The sequence below is a fragment of the Streptomyces sp. NPDC026538 genome (assembly GCF_055567535.1).
Genome location: NZ_JBVHQG010000003.1, coordinates 330961 through 350232 on the forward strand (window position 1 = coordinate 330961; position 19272 = coordinate 350232).

The window sequence follows — 19272 nt, forward strand, 5'->3', positions numbered from 1 at the left end:
GCCGTCGTGGCCGAGCGCTGTCGCGGCGGACAGGAAAGCTCGGCCGAAGACGCGTCGGCTACGCCTCCCGGCGCACCTCGATCACCCGGAACCGGTTCGCCACGAACGCCCCGTCGCACAGCGCGGCGTTCGCCGCGGGGTTGCCGCCGGATCCGTGGAAGTCGGAGAACGCGGCCGTCTGGTTGACGTAGACCCCGCCGACCAGGTTCAGCGACAGCTGGGCCGCCTCCTCCAGGCAGACCTCCTCCACGGCGTGCTCCACGTCCGGGTCGACGGTGTACGCGCCGACCGTCATCGCGCCCTTCTCCCGGACCGTGCGCCGCAGCAGCTCCACCGCGTCGGCGGCCGAGTCGACGGCGACCGCGAAGGACACCGGCCCGAAGCACTCGCTCATGTACGCGGCTTCGTCGTCGGTCCCCTCCCAGTATTTCCGCGCACCGTCCAGCTTCACGATCACCGGCGTGCGGACGACCGCGTCCGGGAACTCCGGGTTGGCGATCTCCCGGGAGGCGAGGGCGACCTCGCCGAGCCCGGCGGCGGCCTCCAGGCGGGCCTTGACGTCGGGGTTGACGATCGCGCCGAGCAGCGCGTTCGCGCGGGCGTCGTCGCCGAGCAGACCGTCGACCGCGCGGGCGAGGTCGGCGACCACCTCGTCGTAGGTCTTGGGGCCTTCGTCGGTGCGGATGCCGTCGCGGGGGATCAGCAGGTTCTGCGGGGTGGTGCACATCTGGCCGCTGTACAGGGAGAGCGAGAACGCCAGGTTGGAGAGCATCCCCTTGTAGTTGTCGGTCGATTCGACCAGGACCGTGTTGACACCGGCCTTCTCGGTGTACACGTGCGCCTGCCGGGCGTTGGCCTCCAGCCAGTCGCCGAAGGCGGTCGAGCCCGTGTAGTCGATGATCTTGATCTCCGGGCGGGTGGCGAGCGTCTTCGCGATGCCCTCGCCGGGGCGCTCCGCCGTCAGTGCCACCAGGTTCGGGTCGAAGCCGGCTTCGGCGAGCACCTGCCGGGCGACCTGCACGGTGAGGGCGAGCGGCAGCACCGCGCGCGGGTGCGGCTTCACCAGTACCGCGTTGCCCGTGGCGAGGGAGGCGAACAGGCCCGGGTAGCCGTTCCACGTCGGGAACGTGTTGCAGCCGATGACCAGTGCGATCCCGCGCGGGACCGGCTTGAACGCCTTCGTCAGGGTGAGCGGGTCCCGCTTGCCCTGCGGCTTGGACCACTCGGCGGTGTCGGGGGTGCGGATCTGCTCCACGTACGCGTAGGCCACCGCCTCCAGGCCGCGGTCCTGGGCGTGCGGCCCGCCCGCCTGGAACGCCATCATGAACGCCTGGCCGCTGGTGTGCATGACCGCGTGCGCGAACTCGTGCGTCCGGTCGCTGATCCGCTTGAGGATCTCCAGACACACCACCGCGCGCGCCTCCGCGCCGGCGTCGCGCCACGCGCGCTGGCCGGACTTCATGGCGGACAGCAGTGTGTCGACGTCGGCATGCGGGTAGGTCACGCCCAGCTCGATGCCGTATGGGGAGACCTCGTCGCCCAGCCAGTCGTCGGTGCCGGGCTGACCGAGGTCGACACGGCTGCCGAGAAGGGCGTCGAAGGCCGCTTTGCCGGCCGCCGCGTCCAGGCTGCCGTGCTCGCCGTAGGCCTTGGGGTGCTCGGGGTGGGGGGACCAGTACGCGCGCGTGCGGATCGCCTCCAGCGCCTGGTCAAGCGTGGGCCGGTGCTTGGCGATCAGCTCGTGCACGGTGAGTTCGGCGGTCATGCGGGACCAACTCCTCTGATGAGCTCCCCTTCGAGCTCATGACCTGGGCGGAAACGGCCGGACAGAGTTAGAGTAACCGAACGATCGGTCGGGACAAGGGGGCCTGCCGCATCTGTGGAAAACCCCGTGCGGGAGGATCGCGCACATGACAGCACTCGACCTCAGCAGCCCCGTGGGGGTCGCCGGCGCCGGCACCATGGGCCAGGGCATCGCCCAGGTCGCGCTCGTCGCGGGCCATCGCGTACGGCTGTACGACGCCGTCCCCGGACGGGCCGGGGACGGCGCCGCGGCGATCGGCGCCCGTCTCGACCGGCTGGTCGAGAAGAACCGGATGACGGCCGCCGACCGGGACGCGGCCCGCGCCCGGCTGCTGCCCGCCGAGGACCTCACCGAGTTCGCGGACTGCACCCTGGTCGTGGAGGCCGTCCAGGAGCGGTTGGAGGCCAAGCAGGAGCTGTTCCGGGCCCTGGAGGACATCGTCGACGGCGACTGTCTGCTGGCCACCAACACCTCCTCCCTGTCGGTGACCGCCATCGGCGGCGCCCTGCGCAGCGCCGCCCGCCTGGTGGGCCTGCACTTCTTCAACCCGGCACCGCTGCTGCCGCTGGTCGAGGTCGTCTCCGGGTTCGCCACCGACGTCACGTCGGCCACGCGCGCGTACGAGACGGCCCGCACCTGGGGCAAGACGCCGGTCGCCTGCGCGGACACTCCCGGCTTCATCGTCAACCGCATCGCGCGGCCCTTCTACGCCGAGGCGTTCGCGGTCTACGAGGCGCAGGCCGCCGACCCCGCCACCATCGACGCGGTGCTGCGCGAGAGCGGCGGCTTCCGGATGGGCGCCTTCGAACTGACCGACCTGATCGGCCAGGACGTCAACGAGTCCGTCACGCACTCCGTGTGGCAGGCCTTCTTCCAGGACGTCCGCTTCACGCCCTCGCTGGCCCAGCGCCGGCTCGTCGAGTCCGGCCACCTCGGCCGCAAGACCGGGCACGGCTGGTACGACTACGCGGACGACGCCGAGCGCCCCGAGCCGCACACCGCCGAACCGGCCGACCGGCCCGCCTACGTCGTCGCCGAGGGCAACCTGGGCCCGGCCGCCGAACTGCTCGCGATGATCCGCGAGGCGGGCATCCAGGTCCGGGAGGAGGACGAGGACCACGGCACCCGCCTGGTGCTGCCCAGCGGCGGCCAGCTGGTCCTCGCCGACGGCCAGACCTCGGTGGAGTTCCGGGACGTCGTCTACTTCGACCTCGCCCTCGACTACCGCCGGGCCACCCGCATCGCCCTGTCCGCGGGACACGACACCCATCCCCAGACGCTCGGCGAGGCCGTCGGTCTCTTCCAGGCGCTCGGCAAGCAGGTCAGCGTCATCGGTGACGTCCCCGGCATGATCGTCGCCCGTACCGTCGCCCGGATCGTCGACCTCGCGCACGACGCCGTCGCCAAGGGCGTCGCCACCGAGGAGGACATCGACACCGCGATGCGCCTGGGCGTCAACTACCCGCTCGGCCCCTTCGAGTGGAGCCGCCGCCTCGGCCGCGACTTCGCCTACGACCTCCTCGACGACCTGCACCTGCGCGACCCGAGCGGCCGCTACGCGCCCTCCCTCGCGCTCTACCGCCACGCGTACGCCACCGAGAAGCGGGAGGGCGCCTCATGACCACCGCCAAGCGCGACACCTACACCCCCGAAACCCTGCTCTCGGTGGCCGTCCAGGTCTTCAACGAGCGCGGCTACGACGGCACCTCCATGGAGCACCTCTCCAAGGCGGCCGGCATCTCCAAGTCGTCGATCTACCACCATGTCTCCGGCAAGGAGGAACTGCTACGCCGGGCCGTCAGCCGCGCCCTGGACGGCCTGTTCGGGATCCTCGACGAGGAGCACGCGCGCGTGGGGCGTGCCGCCGACCGCCTGGAGCACGTCGTGCGGCGCATGGTCGAGGTGCTGATCACCGAACTGCCGTACGTCACGCTGCTGCTGCGGGTGCGCGGCAACACCGGCACCGAGCGGTGGGCGCTGGAGCGGCGCCGGGACTTCGACCATCGGGTGGCCGACCTGCTGAAGGCGGCCGCCGCCGACGGGGACGTACGCGGTGACATCGAGGTGCGCCTCGCCACCCGGCTGGTCTTCGGCATGGTCAACTCGATCGTGGAGTGGTACCGCCCGGACGGGCGCGGCGCGACCGAGCGCGAGGTCTCCGACGCGGTGGCGCGCCTGGTGTTCTCGGGGCTCCGCGCGGACTGACCTCGGCCGTCCGGCATCAGCCGCCCGGTCCCAGGTCCTCCTCCTCGAACACCAGCAGCGTGCGGGTGCTGAGCACTTCCGGGATCGCCTGGAGCCGGGTCAGCACCAGCTCGCGCAGCGCCCGGTTGTCGGGCGTGTGCACCAGGAGCAGGACGTCGAAGTCGCCGCCCACCAGGGCGATGTGGTCGGCGCCCGGCAGCAGCCGCAACTCCTCGCGCACCGTGCGCCAGCTGTTCTGGACGATCTTCAGGGTGATGTAGGCCGAGGTGCCGTGCCCGGCCCGCTCGTGGTCCACCCGGGCGCCGAAACCGCGTATCACGCCGTCCTCGATCAGACGGTTGATACGCGCGTAGGCGTTGGCGCGCGAGACATGGACCCGTTCGGCGACCGACCGTATCGAGGCCCGGCCGTCCGACTGGAGGATCTGCAGGATGTCCTGATCAATGGCGTCCAGCGGGCGCGCGGGCGGCAGCGCGGCGCGGTCCTGCGGGCCTTCGGCCATTTGTTCAGGTGGCATGTCCCCCCGCCTTCCTACCATGGACGTACTGCGTTCATTCCAGGCTGTGGAGAACCGTTTGTCCACAGCCTGGAGCCGCCTGTAGCCAAAATGTGCTGACGACCGAACAATCGGTAGGTGGGACGGGTCACAGCCGATCCGTCTCCCGTAGCCACCCCCACGAGGAGGTGCCGTCATGACGGTCCTGGAGCAGCGAGGCGCATACCGCCCGTCGCCGCCGCCCGCCTGGCAACCCCGGACGGACCCCGCGCCCCTGCTGCCCGACGAGCGGCCCTACCGCGTCCTCGGGACCGAGGCGGCCGCCAAGGCCGACCCGGAGCTGCTGCGCCGGCTCTACACCCGGCTGGTGCACGGCCGCCGGTACAACACACAGGCCACCGCCCTCACCAAACAGGGCCGCCTCGCCGTCTACCCGTCCAGCACCGGCCAGGAGGCCTGCGAGATCGCCGCCGCGCTGGCCCTGGAGGAGCGCGACTGGCTCTTCCCCAGCTACCGCGACACCCTCGCGGTCGTCGCCCGGGGCGTGGACCCCGTGGAGGCGCTCACCCTGCTGCGCGGCGACTGGCACACCGGCTACGACCCCTACACCCACCGCGTGGCGCCCCTCTCCACCCCGCTCGCCACCCAGCTCCCGCACGCCGTCGGCCTCGCCCACGCGGCCCGCCTCAAGGGCGACGACGTGGTCGCGCTCGCCATGGTCGGCGACGGCGGCACCAGCGAGGGCGACTTCCACGAGGCACTGAACTTCGCCGCCGTCTGGCACGCCCCCGTCGTCTTCCTGGTCCAGAACAACGGCTTCGCCATCTCCGTCCCGCTCGCCAAGCAGACCGCCGCCCCCTCCCTGGCCCACAAGGCCGTCGGGTACGGCATGCCGGGCCGCCTGGTCGACGGCAACGACGCGGCCGCCGTGCACCAGGTCCTCTCCGACGCCGTGCGGCACGCGCGCGAGGGCGGCGGCCCCACCCTGGTCGAAGCGGTGACCTACCGCATCGACGCCCACACCAACGCCGACGACGCCACCCGCTACCGGGGCGACGCCGAGGTGGACGCCTGGCGCGACCACGACCCGATCCTGCTCCTGGAGCGCGAGCTGACCGACCGCGGGCTGTTCGACGAGGACTTCGCACGGCACGCGCGCGAGGACGCCGAGACCATGGCCGCCGACCTGCGTGAGCGCATGAACCGCGACCCGGAGCTCGACCCCATGACCCTCTTCGACCAGGTGTACGCCGAGACCACCACCCAGCTCCGCGAGCAGCGCGCCATGCTGCGGGCCGAACTGGAGGCCGAGCAGGCCGACCAGGAAGGCGGCCACTGATGACGACCGTCGCCGTCAAGCCCGCCACCATGGCGCAGGCCCTCACGCGCGCGCTGCGCGACGCGATGGCCGCCGACCCCGCCGTGCACGTCATGGGCGAGGACGTCGGAGCCCTCGGCGGGGTCTTCCGGGTCACCGACGGCCTCGCCAAGGAGTTCGGCGAGGACCGGTGCACCGACACCCCGCTCGCCGAGGCCGGCATCCTCGGCACCGCCGTCGGCATGGCCATGTACGGGCTGCGCCCGGTCGTGGAGATGCAGTTCGACGCCTTCGCCTACCCCGGGTTCGAGCAGCTGATCAGCCATGTCTCCCGGATGCGCAACCGCACCCGGGGCCGGATGCCCCTCCCGATCACCATCCGCATCCCCTACGGCGGCGGCATCGGCGGCGTCGAGCACCACAGCGACTCCTCCGAGGCCTACTACATGGCCACCCCGGGCCTGCACGTCGTCACCCCGGCCACGGTCGCCGACGCCTACGGCCTGCTGCGCGCCGCCATCGCCTCCGACGACCCGGTCGTCTTCCTCGAACCCAAGCGCCTGTACTGGTCCAAGGACACCTGGAACCCCGAGCACCCGACGGACGTTGAACCCATCGGCCGCGCGGTGGTGCGCCGCACAGGGCGCAGCGCCACGCTCATCACGTACGGCCCGTCCGTACCGGTCTGCCTCGAAGCCGCCGAGGCCGCCCAGGCGGAGGGCTGGGACCTCGAAGTCGTCGATCTGCGCTCCCTGGTGCCGTTCGACGACGAGACGGTCTGCGCCTCGGTACGGCGCACCGGGCGTGCGGTCGTCGTACACGAGTCGGGCGGGTTCGGCGGACCGGGAGGGGAGATCGCGGCCCGGGTCACGGAGCGCTGCTTCCACCACCTGGAAGCGCCGGTGCTGCGCGTGGCCGGGTTCGACATCCCCTACCCGCCGCCGATGCTGGAGCGTCACCACCTGCCCGGCGTCGACCGCATCCTGGACGCGGTGGCGCGTCTGCAGTGGGAGGCCGAGGGCTGATGGCACAGGTGCTGGAGTTCAAACTGCCCGACCTCGGGGAGGGGCTGACCGAGGCGGTGATCGTCAACTGGCTGGTCCAGGTCGGCGAGGTCGTCGCGATCGACCAGCCGGTCGTCGAGGTCGAGACGGCCAAGGCGATGGTCGAGGTCCCCTGCCCCTACGGCGGTGTGGTCACCGCCCGCTTCGGCGAGGAGGGCGCCGAACTGCCCGTCGGCGCCCCGCTGCTGACGGTCGCCGTCGGCGAGGCCACCCCGGTCCCCGAACCGGAGGGCTCCGGCAACGTCCTGGTGGGCTACGGCACCGGCGCGCCCCCGGCGCGCCGCCGCCGGGCCCGCCCCGCCGCACCGGACCGCGCCAACGGCACGGCCGGGAAGGCGGCCGCCGTCGAAACGGCGGCCCACCCACACGTGCCCGCACCGCCCCCGCTCCCCGAGGGCCCCGTCCCGGTGATCTCCCCGCTGGTCCGCAGGCTCGCCCGGGACAACGGCCTGGACCTGCGCCGGCTCTCCGGCTCGGGCCCCGACGGCCTGATCCTGCGCGCCGACGTCGAGGACGCGCTGCGGGTCAGCGCGGCCCGAGCCGCCACCAAGACGGCCGACCCGCTGGCCGCCCCGGTCGGCTCGCCGACCGCTTCGGCAGACAGCCCGGTGAACGCCCGGACCGGCATCCGTACGCCTCTCAAGGGCATCCGGGGGGCGGTCGCCGACAAGCTCTCCCGCAGCCGCCGGGAGATCCCCGACGCGACCTGCTGGGTGGACGCCGACGCGACCGAACTGATGCGTGCCCGGACCGCGATGAACGCGGCGGCCGGCCCGAAGATCTCCCTGCTCGCGCTGCTCGCCCGGATCAGTACGGCCGCCCTGGCCCGCTACCCCGAGCTGAACTCCTACGTCGACGTCGAGGCCCGCGAGATCGTCCAACTCGACCATGTCCACCTGGGCTTCGCCGCCCAGACCGACCGGGGCCTGGTGGTCCCCGTCGTCCGGGACGCCCACACCCGCGACGCCGAGGCCCTGACGGCGGAGTTCGCCCGGCTGACCGAGGCGGCCCACACCGGAAAGCTCACCCCCGGCGAACTCACCGGCGGCACCTTCACGTTGAACAACTACGGCGTCTTCGGCGTCGACGGCTCCACACCGATCATCAACCACCCCGAGGCGGCGATGCTGGGCGTGGGCCGCATCGTCCCGAAGCCATGGGTGCACGAGGGCGAGCTGGCGGTCCGGCAGGTCGTCCAGCTGTCCCTCACCTTCGACCACCGGGTCTGCGACGGCGGCACGGCGGGCGGCTTCCTGCGGTACGTGGCGGACTGCGTGGAGCAGCCGGCGGTTCTCCTGAGGACGCTCTAGCCGGGTAGCGCCGGAGCTCCTACAGGGGCGCATCCCGCAACCACTCCCTGCGGAGCGCAGTCAGTCCCATCGGTTCCCAGTGATCCACCCGCCCCCCATACTCGAAAGGTGACCGACACCGAGCCGCCGGCCTACGACGCGATCGTGTTGGCCGGCGGCGCAGCGAGACGCCTCGGCGGGGCCGACAAACCCTCCGTCCAAGTAGGCGGCCGTCCCCTGCTCGACCGTGTGCTCACGGCCTGTGCCGGTGCCCGCAACACCGTCGTGGTGGCGGCGCCCCGCCCCACCTCCCGCCCGGTGCGCTGGACCCGCGAGGACCCTCCGGGCGGCGGCCCGGTCGCCGCCCTCGACGCCGGCCTGCGCCACACCACCGCCGACCATGCGGTCGTACTCTCCGCGGATCTCCCGTTCCTCGAACAGGCGACCGTGGAGCGGCTGCTGACGGCCCTGCACAGCACCGGCGCCGACGCCGCCCTGCTCACCGACGCGAAGGGCCGGGACCAGCCCCTTGTCGCGGCGTACCGCACGGCGCCGCTCCGCCGCGCCCTGTCCGCCCTCGCCGAAGACGCCGGCGCCGGCCACGGCGGCGTCGCCGGCCACGGCGACAGCGCCGCCTATGGCGGCGGCAGCCACGGCGGCGGGGACAGCGAGGCGCCCGGCCGTGCGGCCCCCGGCGGCCGCCCGGGCTCCGGCCTCGCCGGCCTCCCCCTTCGGCGCCTGACCGCCGCACTCGATCTCACCCGCGTCCCGGACCCCCTCGCGTCGTTCGACTGCGACACCTGGGACGACATCGCCGACGCCAGGGCACGCATCAGGGAGCATGGGCACGTGTTGGATGAATGGATCTCCGCAGTCAAGGACGAACTGGGCATCGACCTGGACGTCGACACCGGCGTCCTGCTCGACCTGGCCAGGGACGCCGCGCACGGCGTGGCGCGCCCGGCCGCCCCGCTGACCACGTTCCTCGTCGGCTACGCGGCCGCGCAGGGCAAGGGCGGCCCCGAGGCGGTCGCCGAGGCGGCCCGCAAGGCCGTCGCGCTGGCCCTGCGCTGGGAGGAAGAGGCGAACGCCACCGAACAGTCCGCTTCCGGGAAGCCCGCTCCCGGCTCCGGGCCCGGCCGGTGACCGCCCGCGGCATCCGGGTCGGCGCGTCCGCCGGAGACACCGACGACGATCTCGACGTCGAGGAGGCGCTCGCCCTCGTGAGAGAGCCCAGGGAGCCCAGGGAGTTCGGCAAGGGTGTCACCGGCAGCCAGGCGCTTCCGGCCGCCGCCCAGAGCGAGCACGCCCAGGGCGGCCACGCCCACGGCGACCCGTCGGCGCACCGGCACCGTGCCACCCCCTGGCCTCAGGCCCGCGAGATCGCCGCCCGCGCCGCCCGCTCGGGCGCCCGCCGGGCCCCCGTCTCCGTACCGCTGGCGGACGCGCTCGGCCTGGCCCTGGCCACCCCGCTGGACGCCCTCACCGACCTGCCCTCCTTCGACACCTCCGCGATGGACGGCTGGGCGGTGGCGGGCCCCGGCCCCTGGGACGTGCGCGAGGAGGGCGTCCTGGCCGGGCATGCGCAGCCCGAGCCGCTCACCGACGGCGAAGCGGTGCGGATCGCCACCGGCGCCCGGATCCCGGCCGACACCACCGCGGTGCTGCGCAGCGAGCACGGCCGTATCGACGCCCAGGGCCGGCTGCACCCCACCCGTGAGGTCGTGCACGGGCAGGACATCCGCCCGCGCGGCCAGGAGTGCCGTAGCGGCGACCAGTTGCTGTCCGTCGGGACCCTGGTCACCCCGGCCGTCCTCGGCCTCGCCGCGGCCGCCGGATACGACGACGTCACGGTCGTCCCGCGCCCCCGGGCCGAAGTCCTGATCCTCGGGGACGAGTTGCTCACCGAGGGACTCCCGAGCGAAGGACGCATCCGGGACGCGCTCGGCCCGATGCTGCCGCCCTGGCTGCGCGCGCTCGGCGCCGAGGTGACCGCCGTACGCCGGCTGGGCGACGACGCCAAGGCCCTGCACAAGGCGATCACGTCGTCCAGCGCCGACCTCGTCGTCACCACCGGCGGCACCGCGTCCGGCCCGGTCGACCATGTCCACTCCACCCTGGAACGCATCGGGGCGGAACTCCTCGTCGACGGCGTCAAGGTCCGCCCCGGCCACCCCATGCTGCTGGCCCGCACCCAGCAGAACCAGCACCTCGTGGGTCTCCCCGGCAACCCCCTCGCCGCCGTCTCGGGTCTGCTCACCCTCGCCGAACCCCTGCTGCGCACCCTCGCCGCCCATCCGGCCCTCGAGCCGTACGCGGTGCCCCTGGCGGAAGCGACGCACGGACACCCGTACGACACCCGGCTCATCCCGGTCGTCCTGCGCGGTGACGCGGCCGTTCCGCTGCACTACAACGGCCCGGCGATGCTCCGTGGCATCGCCGCCGCCGACGCACTCGCGGTCGTACCGCCGGGCGGGGCGCGGCAAGGCCAGGAGACGGAGCTGTTGGATCTGCCGTGGGCGGCCGCGGGCATCGAGGTGTGTTTCACGTGAAACTTCCGGGCCATGACGCCATCGCCCGCCAGGCGGACGAGCATCTGGTGACCCAACGGGTGAAACTCCCGTCGAAAGTGGTGGAGCGCCCGATCCGCCAGGTCAGCAAACGGCTGTCCATGGCCCTGCTGTTGCTGGTCGCCACCGCGTTCATCGTCTATGCCGACCGCGACGGCTACAGCGACACCTCGGACGGCAGCGTCGACCTCCTCGATGCCTTCTACTACGCGACCGTCACCCTCTCCACCACCGGGTACGGCGACATCACCCCGGTCAGTGACGCCGCCCGGCTCACCAACATCTTCGTCATCACGCCGCTGCGCGTGCTGTTCCTGATCATCCTGGTCGGCACCACGCTGGAAGTCCTCACCGAACGCACCCGGGAGGAATGGCGCCAGAACCGCTGGAGGTCCGCCTTGCGGGATCACACCGTCGTCGTCGGCTTCGGGACGAAGGGGCGGTCGGCGATCCAGACCGTCTGCGTGACGGGGCTGAACAAGGAGCAGGTGGTCGTCGTCGACCCCAGCGCCAAGGCGATCGAGGCGGCCACCGCCGAGGGCTACGCCGGGGTGATCGGGGACGCGACGCGCAGCGAGGTGCTCAAGCGGGCCGAGGTGCACCGGGCCCGGCAGATCATCATCGCGACCCAGCGGGACGACACGGCCGTCCTGGTGACCCTGACCGCCCGGCAGCTCAACAAGGGCGCGAAGATCGTGGCCGCGGTCCGTGAGGAGGAGAACGCGCCGCTGCTGAAGCAGTCCGGCGCCGACGCCGTCATCACCAGCGCGAGCGCCGCCGGGCGGCTGCTGGGGCTGTCCGTGCTGAGTCCGGCCGCCGGCATGGTCATGGAGGACCTGATCCAGCAGGGCACCGGCCTGGACCTGGTGGAGCGCCCGGCGGTCAAGGCCGAGGTCGGCAAGACCCCGCGCGAGACGGCCGACCTGGTGGTGAGCGTCCTCCGCGGACACCGGGTGCTCGGCTACGACGACCCGGCCGTCGGCACCATCCAGCTGACGGACCGCCTGATCACGATCGTGCGGGCCTCCCCGGGCACCCAGGTCACCCCGGACATACGACCGCTGCCCCGGGCCTGACCGGGACACATGACGGCTGCCAACCGGCTGCCGCGGGCTGACCGCGACATACGGCCGTTTCCCCGGGACATACGATCGTTGTCCCGGGCCTGAGCGGGAGCGCGGCCGGGCGAGGGGTAGCGTCGGCCGCATGTATGCGATCACGATTCCCGAACCTGGTGGGCCCGAGGCGCTGGTGTGGGACGAGGTCCCCGATCCCGTGCCCGGCGAGGGCGAGGTGCTGGTCGAGGTGGTGGCCAGTGCCGTCAACCGTGCCGACATCCTGCAGCGGCAGGGCAACTACAACCCGCCGCCCGGCGCTTCCGCCTATCCCGGTCTGGAGTGCTCCGGCCGGATCGTCGAGATCGGCCCCGGTGTCTCCGGCTGGTCGGTCGGCGACGAGGTGTGCGCACTGCTCGCGGGCGGCGGCTACGCGCAGAAGGTCGCCGTCCCGGCCGGGCAGCTGCTCCCGGTGCCGGCGGGCGTGGACCTGAAGCAGGCGGCCGCGCTGCCCGAGGTGGCCTGCACGGTCTGGTCGAACGTCTTCATGATCTCCCACCTGCGCCCGGGTGAGACGCTGCTCGTGCACGGCGGCTCCAGCGGCATCGGCACCATGGCGATCCAGCTGGGCAAGTCGATCGGCGCAAAGGTCGCGGTCACCGCGGGCACCAAGGAGAAGCTGGACTTCTGCGCGGAGCTGGGCGCGGACATCCTCGTCAACTACCGCGACCAGGACTTCGTGGCCGAGGTGCGGCGGGCCACCGACGGTGCCGGGGCCGACGTCATCCTCGACAACATGGGCGCCAGCTACCTGGACCGGAACGTGCGGGCCCTCGCCGTCAACGGACGGCTCGCGATCATCGGTATGCAGGGCGGGGTGCAGGGCGAGCTGAACATCGGTGCGCTGCTCGGCAAGCGAGCCGCGATCAGCGCAACCTCGCTGCGGGCCCGTCCGCTCGGCGAGAAGGCGGCCATCGTCGCGGCCGTGCGGGAGCATGTGTGGCCGTTGATCGAAGGAGGCCACGTCCGGCCGGTCGTCGACCGGGAGCTGCCGATGGCCGAGGCGGCCGAGGCCCAGCGGCTGGTGGAGGCCAGCGGGCACATCGGCAAGGTCCTCCTCGTGGCCTCCTGACCAGGAACTAGCTCCGCCGCACCCGAAGGGCGACGAAGGCGAGACCGAGCCCGAGGCCGATCAGGACCAGGCCGCTGCCCAGCGGAAGGATGTGCAGCACGGGCTCGGAACCGTCGTCCTCGCTGTGGGCCACGGCCTGGTGGGCGGGGTGCGGCTGGGGTGCGCTGGGCACCAGCTCGACATCCCGGGGCGGCTGCGCCGAGCTGGCGGCCGGGCTGGCGTCACCCGTCTCCTCGCCGGGCTCGTCCTCGTTCTCGTCCTCGTCCTGCCCCTGGACGGCCGCCGCCGGGCCCTGGGGCCGTCCGGGCCGCAGCCTGCCCTCGCCGGCCAGGGTTCCGGCCCGGGACGGCTCGGGGGAGGCCGAGGCGGCTGAGGAGTCCGAGGACACCGGCTCGGGGCTGTGGACGACCACGGGCTCGGGGTCGTACGCGACGGCCGTGCCGTACGGCAGCAGGACCGTCGCGAGGACGAACAGCAGGCGGACCGGCGCGAGCCGTACGCCGCCGAGGGTGGATCGCGACCTTGGAGTCACGTCGGTGACCTCCTGGAACACAGTCGTCAGAGCCGACGGACACCAGCCTCACATTCACCGACAAGCCCGGCCTTTCTGATTCGGCCGATGGGTCTACGCCCGTCAGGGGCGGCGCGGAAAGGTGGATCAGGCCCAACGGGGGGCACCACGGTGGTGAGGTGTACGGGTGCGAGAGAATGGCGGCATGGAGATGCCGAGGAACGAACGGTCGCCCGAGAACCCGCAGATCCTGGTCGTGGGCCAGGACGGGATGGCACTCGGTGGCGGCAACGGGGACGAGGACTCCCGCGAGGTCCCGGTGACGGAGATGGTGGAACAGCCCGCCAAGGTCATGCGGATCGGCAGCATGATCAAGCAGCTCCTGGAGGAGGTGCGCGCGGCTCCTCTCGACGAGGCCAGCCGGGTCCGGCTCAAGGAGATCCACGCCAGCTCCGTGAAGGAGCTGGAGGACGGGCTGGCGCCGGAGCTGGTGGAGGAGCTGGAGCGGCTCTCGCTGCCCTTCACCGACGACGTGACCCCGACCGACGCGGAACTGCGCATCGCGCAGGCCCAGTTGGTGGGCTGGCTGGAGGGCCTCTTCCACGGCATCCAGACGACGCTGTTCGCCCAGCAGATGGCCGCCCGTGCCCAGCTGGAGCAGATGCGCCGGGCGCTGCCGCCGGGCGTCGGCGACGCGGGCGAGGAACACGGGCCGGCCGGCCGCTCCGGCGGACCGTACCTCTAGGACCACCGAGCAGCACGGCGAAGGGCCCGGCGGTGACACCGCCGGGCCCTCACTACTCGGTACTACTGCTGGGTACTACTGCGCCGCTGCCTCAGCCGGTGGGCGGGTTGCCCGTCGACACCTTGAGCTCGATGGTCGGCATGTTCTCGGGGTCGACGTCCGTGCCGGAGGCCGGGAACTGCTCCATGATCGTGCCGTCGCCGTACGTGTTCTCGTCCTCGGGAGTGATCTTCATCCGCCAGCCGGCGGCCTGGAAGCACTCCTTGACCGACTTGATGTACTTGAACTTGAAGTTCGGGACCTGGATCTTGTCGGCGTCGTCGTACGATTCCTGCGGCTCGGTGCACTCGGACTTCTCGATGGTCCTCGAGGTGTCCGGGCCGCGGTAGCCCGACGTGTGCGAGGCCCCGGTGCTCGCGGTGCCACCACCGCTGCCGCCTCCGCCGTTGTCGTCCTCGCTGCCGCCGCCGTTCAGCGTCAGTGCGACGACCAGACCGACCACCGCGACCAGCGAGACCACGATCGACCCGATGACCACCGGCCGGTTTCCCTTGCCCCCACCACCGCCGGAGGACGGCGACCGGGGGGTGATGTTGTACGGCGGCGGGGTCGTCGGCGCCTGCTGGTGGTACCCGGCAGGCGTCTGGTAGCCCGCCTGCTGCGGATAGCCGTACGCCGGAACGGGGCCCGGAGCGGGAGCCGGGGTGCCGTACGGGTTCGGGGTGGGCATCGGCTGGTACGGGGTCTGCACCGGACCGGGAGGCGCCGGTGTCGCCTGGTCGACCGGCGGGAACACCGCGGAGCCGACCCCGGAGCCGCTCTGCGCGGGCGGGATGCCCGGGACGATGCTGGGCGCGGCCGGCTGGAGCGAGGCGGCGACCCGCAGGGACTCGTCGCGCATGGACTCGGCGGTCGGGAAGCGCTCGTTCGGGTTCTTCTTCAGGGCGCGGGCGACCAGCGCGTCCACGGCCGGGGGAAGGGCACGGTTGACCGAGGAGGGAGCGACCGGCTCCTCCTGGACATGCGCGTAGGCGATGGCCAGCGGCGAGTCCGCGTCGAACGGCAGCCGGCCGGTGACCAGCTGGAACAGCATGATGCCGACCGAGTAGAGGTCGGAGCGGGCGTCCACGCCCCGGCCGAGCGCCTGCTCCGGGGAGAGGTACTGCGGGGTGCCGACGACCATGCCGGTCTGCGTCATCGAGGTGACCCCGGACTGCATGGCACGGGCGATGCCGAAGTCCATCACCTTGACGACCCCGCGCTTGGTCATCATCACGTTGCCGGGCTTGATGTCGCGGTGGACCAGCCCCATCTCGTGGCTGATCTCCAGCGCGGCCAGCACGTCGGCGGTGATCTTCAGCGCCTTGTCGGCGGGCATCGCGCCGTGCTGCGTCACGTCCTCGTCGAGCACCGAGCCGAGCGGGCGGCCCTCGACGTACTCCATGACGATGTACGGCATGGTCGAGCCGTCGAGCTCTTCCTCTCCGGTGTCGAAGACGGAGACGATGTTGGTGTGCGTGAGCTTGGCCACTGCCTGGGCCTCGCGGCGGAAGCGTTCGCGGAAGGCCTGTTCCCGGCCGAGTTCGGTGTGCAGGGTCTTGATCGCGACCTGCCGGTCCAGGACCGAGTCGTACGCCAGGTGTACGGAGGCCATACCGCCCGCGCCGAGCAGGTCGCGCAGTTGGTAGCGGCCACCGGCCAGAGCCCGCCCCACGTAACGGCCGTGTGCGCCGTCCTGGCTCATTTTCCCCGTCCCCCGCCGGGCGCTCAGGCACCCTTGTTGATCGAATGTCCCGTTCCTGGTCAAGTTCCGGCCCAAGTCTGCCCGAGGGCACTGACACGTCAAGCGCGGTGCCCGTTCCGTGACCGTACGCGAAAGAAGAGGCGCGGAAGCGTTACAGCTGCCGTACCTCCGGTACACAGAATTTGCACGACAACGCGGGGTACGGGTTTGATGGCCGGTCCGTCCACGGGCCGGAACCCGGACCTGGGGGTTGCGCGGAGGCTGTAGCGTGGCCGACGGAGACCGTGACAACACCGCGCGCACCGCGGGCAGAAACGACGGCGAGGACCGATGGCACAGACGCACAGCGCCCAGGGCCCGTCCGACCCCGAGGCGACTGGCGGCGGCATGTCAGACACGCCCGAGATGTGGGGCAACGGCGGCCTGGTCGGCGACGGCCGTTACCGGCTCACCCACCGGCTCGGCCGGGGCGGCATGGCCGAGGTGTTCGCCGCGGAGGACGTACGGCTCGGCCGGACCGTGGCCGTCAAGCTGCTGCGCGCCGATCTCGCCGAGGACCCGGTCTCCAAGGCCCGTTTCACCCGCGAGGCACAGTCGGTCGCCGGGCTCAACCACCATGCGATCGTGGCGGTGTATGACTCCGGCGAGGACGTCGTCGGCGGCCAGTCGGTGCCGTACATCGTGATGGAACTGGTCGAGGGCCGCACCATCCGCGACCTGCTGCTCAACGCCGAGGCGCCGGGCCCCGAGCAGGCCCTGATCATCACCTCCGGGGTACTGGAGGCGCTGGCCTACTCGCACCAGCACGGCATCGTGCACCGTGACATCAAGCCCGCCAACGTGATCATCACCCACAACGGCGCGGTCAAGGTGATGGACTTCGGCATCGCCCGCGCCCTGCACGGTGCGTCCACGACGATGACGCAGACCGGCATGGTCATGGGCACCCCCCAGTACCTCTCCCCGGAGCAGGCGCTCGGCAAGGCCGTCGACCACCGTTCCGACCTGTACGCCACCGGCTGTCTGCTGTACGAGCTCCTCTCGCTGCGGCCGCCCTTCATCGGCGAGACCCCGCTGTCGGTGGTCTACCAGCACGTCCAGGACATCCCGGTGCCGCCGTCCCAGACCTCCGAGGGCGCCGCCCCGCCGGAGCTGGACGGTCTCGTCATGCGCTCGCTCGCCAAGGAGCCCGACGACCGCTTCCAGACCGCCGAGGAGATGCGCGGTCTGGTCCAGTACGGCCTGCAGATGCTGTACGACCAGGGCGCCCACACCGGCACCTGGAACACCGGCCCGGTCACCGTGCACGACGGCCGGCACGCCGCGGCGGGCGGTTTCGCCGGCACGTCGGTGATGCAGAACCCGATGGACTCCAACGGGACCTCGCAGATCCCGCAGCCGATCCTGCCGTCCGGCTACGGCGGCGGTGACGACGGCGGCTTCGAGGGCCACGGCAACCGGGGCAGCGGCCGCGGCAAGCTGTGGATCCTGGCCGTCTTCGCGGTGATCGCCATCGCGGCGGGCGTCGCGCTGGCGCTGAACAAGGGCGGCGGCGACGGCGGTGACCCGGGGACGTCGACGTCGCCGAGCATCTCGCAGTCCACCAAGGACGAGACGCCCAGCGAGAGCCCCTCCGACAAGGCCAGCGACACGGCCACGGACACGGAGACCGACACCAGCGGCTCGGGCAACGACGACAACTCCCACTACACGCCGTCGGAGACCCCGTCGTACACCCAGTCCCAGACGGAGAGCACCGACCCGACCGACGAGCCGTCGGACACGGCGAGCGCCTCCGAGCCCACCGACACCGCGAGCTCCCCCGAGACGGACCCCACCGAGTCGACGGGTGCGGACGGCGGTGGCGGCAACACGGACGAGGGTTCCGTCGCCGGCACCGGCCTGGGCAACCCTTGAAGGACACCGACGCCTCCGCGGGGCTGAGCGCCGGTGCTGACGGTCCTCACCGGACGAACGCGTCGCACACCGCGTCGTACTCGCTGGTCCACCACACGGCCAGCGCCGAGGCGGCCGGGAACTGGGAGTCGGCGCGGGTGTCGCCGCGCTCGTAGTGCCAGCGCAGCATCCAGAAGTCGTTGAGCCGTTCCCACCACACGCGGTGCACGGCCGCCGCCAGCTCCGAGGGCGCGGCGCCGGCCGCGCGCCGGTACGCGCGCGCGTACGCCCGCACCTTCGGCAGGTCGAGCGCCCCCGCCGGGCGCACGAAGAAGATCGCGGCGGCGCGCACGGCCTCCTCCGCGCGGGGCTGCACGCCCAGCCGGTCCCAGTCGACGATCGCGGCGGGCGCGTCGTCCTTGTAGAGCAGGTTGAACGGGTGGAAGTCGCCGTGCACCCAGCCCACCGAGGCGCCGCGCGGGGGGCGCCGGCCGGCGTGCTGCTCCAGGAGCGCGCGGCGTTCGAGCAGCCGGTGGCGGGCGAGTTCGTCGAAGGCGTCGGCGGGGCGGTGCCGGCTGACGTGGGCGAGCAGGTCGTCGATGAGCGCGAAGGTGTCGGCGGGGTCGGCGCTCTCGACGGGATGGGGGCTTGTGGCCGGGCGCGTGCGCCCCTTGGGAGGCATCACGCGCTCCAGGCAGGCGTGCACGGCGCCCAGGAGCGCACCGAGCCGCGCGCACTCCCCGTGCGTGAGCTGCCCGCCGTGCCGGTGCCTGCCGTCGATCCAGGGATGCAGCGCGTAGGCGTGGCCGCCGACGACGGCGACCGTGCGCCCCTCGCGGTGGGCCAGCGGCGGGGCGACCGGGACGCCGAGGGCGGCCAGGCGCTGGGTGGCCAGGTGGCGGCGCTCGATGGCGGCCGGGTCGGCGGTGTCGGGGTCGAAGTGGTGTTTGAGGAAGTAACGGCCGTGGGTGGTGCGGACGTGGTAGCCGCGGTTGAGCAGGCCCTGTTCAACGGGTTCGCAGGTGAGCGCGGAACCGGCGGCGTACAGCCGGAGCAAGGCGCCCAGAGGGGGCGCATGGGGCATTGGGGGTGGTACACATGGGCGCGGCACGCGGCAGATGCTAGGGCAACGCCTGGGCCTGTGAGCTGGGGATTGTCGCAGACAGTCGCTGTTGGTCGCTTTCGGTCACGTGGTGGACGGTGACGGACCCGGGTGCGCCGGACGGGAGCACGGGAACGAACGGTTCGACACGCGCGGTGGCGGAGCGGAGCCGAGGAGGGCGCGCTCGGTGAGCGTCGGCGAACTCTTCCCGTGGCCCGGTGCGGCGGGATAACGTGCGGTAGCTCCGGCCCGCCTGCAAGGCTCTGACCAGCGACCTTCCGGCCCCTGTCGACTTACTAGGAAACCCAAGCAAAAAATACTTGGATTTCCAAGCAAAATCG

16 protein-coding genes are annotated in these 19272 nt (G+C 72.3%); 11 read left to right on the top strand and 5 right to left on the bottom strand.

What is annotated here, in order from left to right; genetic code table 11:
* Positions 1 to 58: 58 nt before the first annotated feature.
* A complete protein-coding gene (gene paaN, locus ACZ4N4_RS14630) occupies positions 59 to 1765 on the bottom strand; it encodes a phenylacetic acid degradation protein PaaN (RefSeq protein WP_453568519.1) in 1707 nt (568 codons plus the stop codon).
* Positions 1766 to 1910: 145 nt separating this feature from the next.
* Between paaN and ACZ4N4_RS14635 the strand changes: the two genes are divergently transcribed.
* Both ACZ4N4_RS14635 and ACZ4N4_RS14640 read left to right on the top strand, forming a co-directional pair.
* Complete coding sequence (locus ACZ4N4_RS14635; RefSeq protein WP_467588257.1) at positions 1911 to 3425, top strand: 3-hydroxyacyl-CoA dehydrogenase; 1515 nt, start codon at positions 1911 to 1913, stop codon at positions 3423 to 3425.
* Positions 3422 to 4009, top strand: coding sequence for a TetR/AcrR family transcriptional regulator (locus ACZ4N4_RS14640; protein ID WP_453568523.1), 588 nt, complete (start codon positions 3422 to 3424; stop codon positions 4007 to 4009). The genes ACZ4N4_RS14635 and ACZ4N4_RS14640 overlap by 4 nt, the downstream gene beginning before the upstream one ends.
* 16 nt (positions 4010 to 4025) lie before the next feature.
* On the opposite strand, the gene ACZ4N4_RS14645 is transcribed toward ACZ4N4_RS14640, so the two are convergent.
* Positions 4026 to 4526: an Lrp/AsnC family transcriptional regulator gene (locus tag ACZ4N4_RS14645; protein WP_453568525.1), complete on the bottom strand. Its 501-nt coding sequence runs from the start codon at positions 4524 to 4526 to the stop codon at positions 4026 to 4028.
* A gap of 175 nt (positions 4527 to 4701) precedes the next feature.
* Between ACZ4N4_RS14645 and pdhA the strand changes: the two genes are divergently transcribed.
* From pdhA to ACZ4N4_RS14680, 7 genes are all read left to right on the top strand, one after another.
* The gene (gene pdhA / locus ACZ4N4_RS14650; RefSeq protein WP_467588260.1) at positions 4702 to 5844 is read left to right on the top strand and encodes a pyruvate dehydrogenase (acetyl-transferring) E1 component subunit alpha; all 1143 of its coding nucleotides are present in this window, start codon (positions 4702 to 4704) and stop codon (positions 5842 to 5844) included.
* Positions 5844 to 6848, top strand: a complete 1005-nt coding sequence (locus ACZ4N4_RS14655) for an alpha-ketoacid dehydrogenase subunit beta (protein WP_453568529.1) — start codon at positions 5844 to 5846, stop codon at positions 6846 to 6848. The genes pdhA and ACZ4N4_RS14655 overlap by 1 nt, the downstream gene beginning before the upstream one ends.
* A complete protein-coding gene (locus ACZ4N4_RS14660) occupies positions 6848 to 8197 on the top strand; it encodes a dihydrolipoamide acetyltransferase family protein (RefSeq protein ID WP_467588264.1) in 1350 nt (449 codons plus the stop codon). Before ACZ4N4_RS14655 ends, ACZ4N4_RS14660 begins: the two co-directional genes overlap by 1 nt.
* 108 nt (positions 8198 to 8305) lie before the next feature.
* Complete coding sequence (locus ACZ4N4_RS14665; RefSeq protein ID WP_467588267.1) at positions 8306 to 9322, top strand: NTP transferase domain-containing protein; 1017 nt, start codon at positions 8306 to 8308, stop codon at positions 9320 to 9322.
* On the top strand, positions 9319 to 10728 hold the full coding sequence (locus ACZ4N4_RS14670; RefSeq protein WP_453568534.1) for a molybdopterin molybdotransferase MoeA: 1410 nt from the start codon (positions 9319 to 9321) through the stop codon (positions 10726 to 10728). The genes ACZ4N4_RS14665 and ACZ4N4_RS14670 overlap by 4 nt, the downstream gene beginning before the upstream one ends.
* Positions 10725 to 11822 (top strand): potassium channel family protein, encoded by a 1098-nt coding sequence (locus tag ACZ4N4_RS14675; RefSeq protein WP_467588270.1) that lies wholly within the window; start codon positions 10725 to 10727, stop codon positions 11820 to 11822. Before ACZ4N4_RS14670 ends, ACZ4N4_RS14675 begins: the two co-directional genes overlap by 4 nt.
* Before the next feature lie 130 nt (positions 11823 to 11952).
* Positions 11953 to 12933, top strand: a complete 981-nt coding sequence (locus tag ACZ4N4_RS14680; protein WP_453568538.1) for an NAD(P)H-quinone oxidoreductase — start codon at positions 11953 to 11955, stop codon at positions 12931 to 12933.
* A gap of 7 nt (positions 12934 to 12940) precedes the next feature.
* Here ACZ4N4_RS14680 and ACZ4N4_RS14685 read toward each other — a convergent pair whose 3' ends face one another.
* Positions 12941 to 13465, bottom strand: a complete 525-nt coding sequence (locus tag ACZ4N4_RS14685; RefSeq protein WP_467588273.1) for a hypothetical protein — start codon at positions 13463 to 13465, stop codon at positions 12941 to 12943.
* A gap of 184 nt (positions 13466 to 13649) precedes the next feature.
* Between ACZ4N4_RS14685 and ACZ4N4_RS14690 the strand changes: the two genes are divergently transcribed.
* Entirely contained in the window at positions 13650 to 14189 is a 540-nt protein-coding gene (locus tag ACZ4N4_RS14690) for a bacterial proteasome activator family protein (RefSeq protein WP_453568542.1), read from the top strand.
* Between the two features lie 91 nt (positions 14190 to 14280).
* On the opposite strand, the gene ACZ4N4_RS14695 is transcribed toward ACZ4N4_RS14690, so the two are convergent.
* Positions 14281 to 15933, bottom strand: a complete 1653-nt coding sequence (locus ACZ4N4_RS14695; protein WP_467588276.1) for a Stk1 family PASTA domain-containing Ser/Thr kinase — start codon at positions 15931 to 15933, stop codon at positions 14281 to 14283.
* A 330-nt stretch (positions 15934 to 16263) separates the two neighbouring features.
* On the opposite strand from ACZ4N4_RS14695, the gene ACZ4N4_RS14700 reads away from it, so the two are divergent.
* Positions 16264 to 17850, top strand: a complete 1587-nt coding sequence (locus ACZ4N4_RS14700; protein ID WP_467588279.1) for a protein kinase domain-containing protein — start codon at positions 16264 to 16266, stop codon at positions 17848 to 17850.
* 46 nt (positions 17851 to 17896) lie between these two features.
* On the opposite strand, the gene ACZ4N4_RS14705 is transcribed toward ACZ4N4_RS14700, so the two are convergent.
* Positions 17897 to 18913, bottom strand: coding sequence for a phosphotransferase (locus tag ACZ4N4_RS14705; RefSeq protein WP_467588282.1), 1017 nt, complete (start codon positions 18911 to 18913; stop codon positions 17897 to 17899).
* Between the last annotated feature and the right edge of the window lie 359 nt (positions 18914 to 19272).

Coding starts and splice junctions, on each gene's coding strand:
- ACZ4N4_RS14690 (WP_453568542.1), top strand. CDS start 13,650: ATGGAGATGCCGAGGAACGAACGGTCGCCCGAGAACCCGCAGATCCTG.
- paaN (WP_453568519.1), bottom strand. CDS start 1,765: ATGACCGCCGAACTCACCGTGCACGAGCTGATCGCCAAGCACCGGCCC.
- ACZ4N4_RS14680 (WP_453568538.1), top strand. CDS start 11,953: ATGTATGCGATCACGATTCCCGAACCTGGTGGGCCCGAGGCGCTGGTG.
- ACZ4N4_RS14700 (WP_467588279.1), top strand. CDS start 16,264: ATGGCACAGACGCACAGCGCCCAGGGCCCGTCCGACCCCGAGGCGACT.
- ACZ4N4_RS14705 (WP_467588282.1), bottom strand. CDS start 18,913: ATGCCCCATGCGCCCCCTCTGGGCGCCTTGCTCCGGCTGTACGCCGCC.
- ACZ4N4_RS14660 (WP_467588264.1), top strand. CDS start 6,848: ATGGCACAGGTGCTGGAGTTCAAACTGCCCGACCTCGGGGAGGGGCTG.
- pdhA (WP_467588260.1), top strand. CDS start 4,702: ATGACGGTCCTGGAGCAGCGAGGCGCATACCGCCCGTCGCCGCCGCCC.
- ACZ4N4_RS14695 (WP_467588276.1), bottom strand. CDS start 15,933: ATGAGCCAGGACGGCGCACACGGCCGTTACGTGGGGCGGGCTCTGGCC.
- ACZ4N4_RS14640 (WP_453568523.1), top strand. CDS start 3,422: ATGACCACCGCCAAGCGCGACACCTACACCCCCGAAACCCTGCTCTCG.
- ACZ4N4_RS14635 (WP_467588257.1), top strand. CDS start 1,911: ATGACAGCACTCGACCTCAGCAGCCCCGTGGGGGTCGCCGGCGCCGGC.
- ACZ4N4_RS14645 (WP_453568525.1), bottom strand. CDS start 4,526: ATGCCACCTGAACAAATGGCCGAAGGCCCGCAGGACCGCGCCGCGCTG.
- ACZ4N4_RS14655 (WP_453568529.1), top strand. CDS start 5,844: ATGACGACCGTCGCCGTCAAGCCCGCCACCATGGCGCAGGCCCTCACG.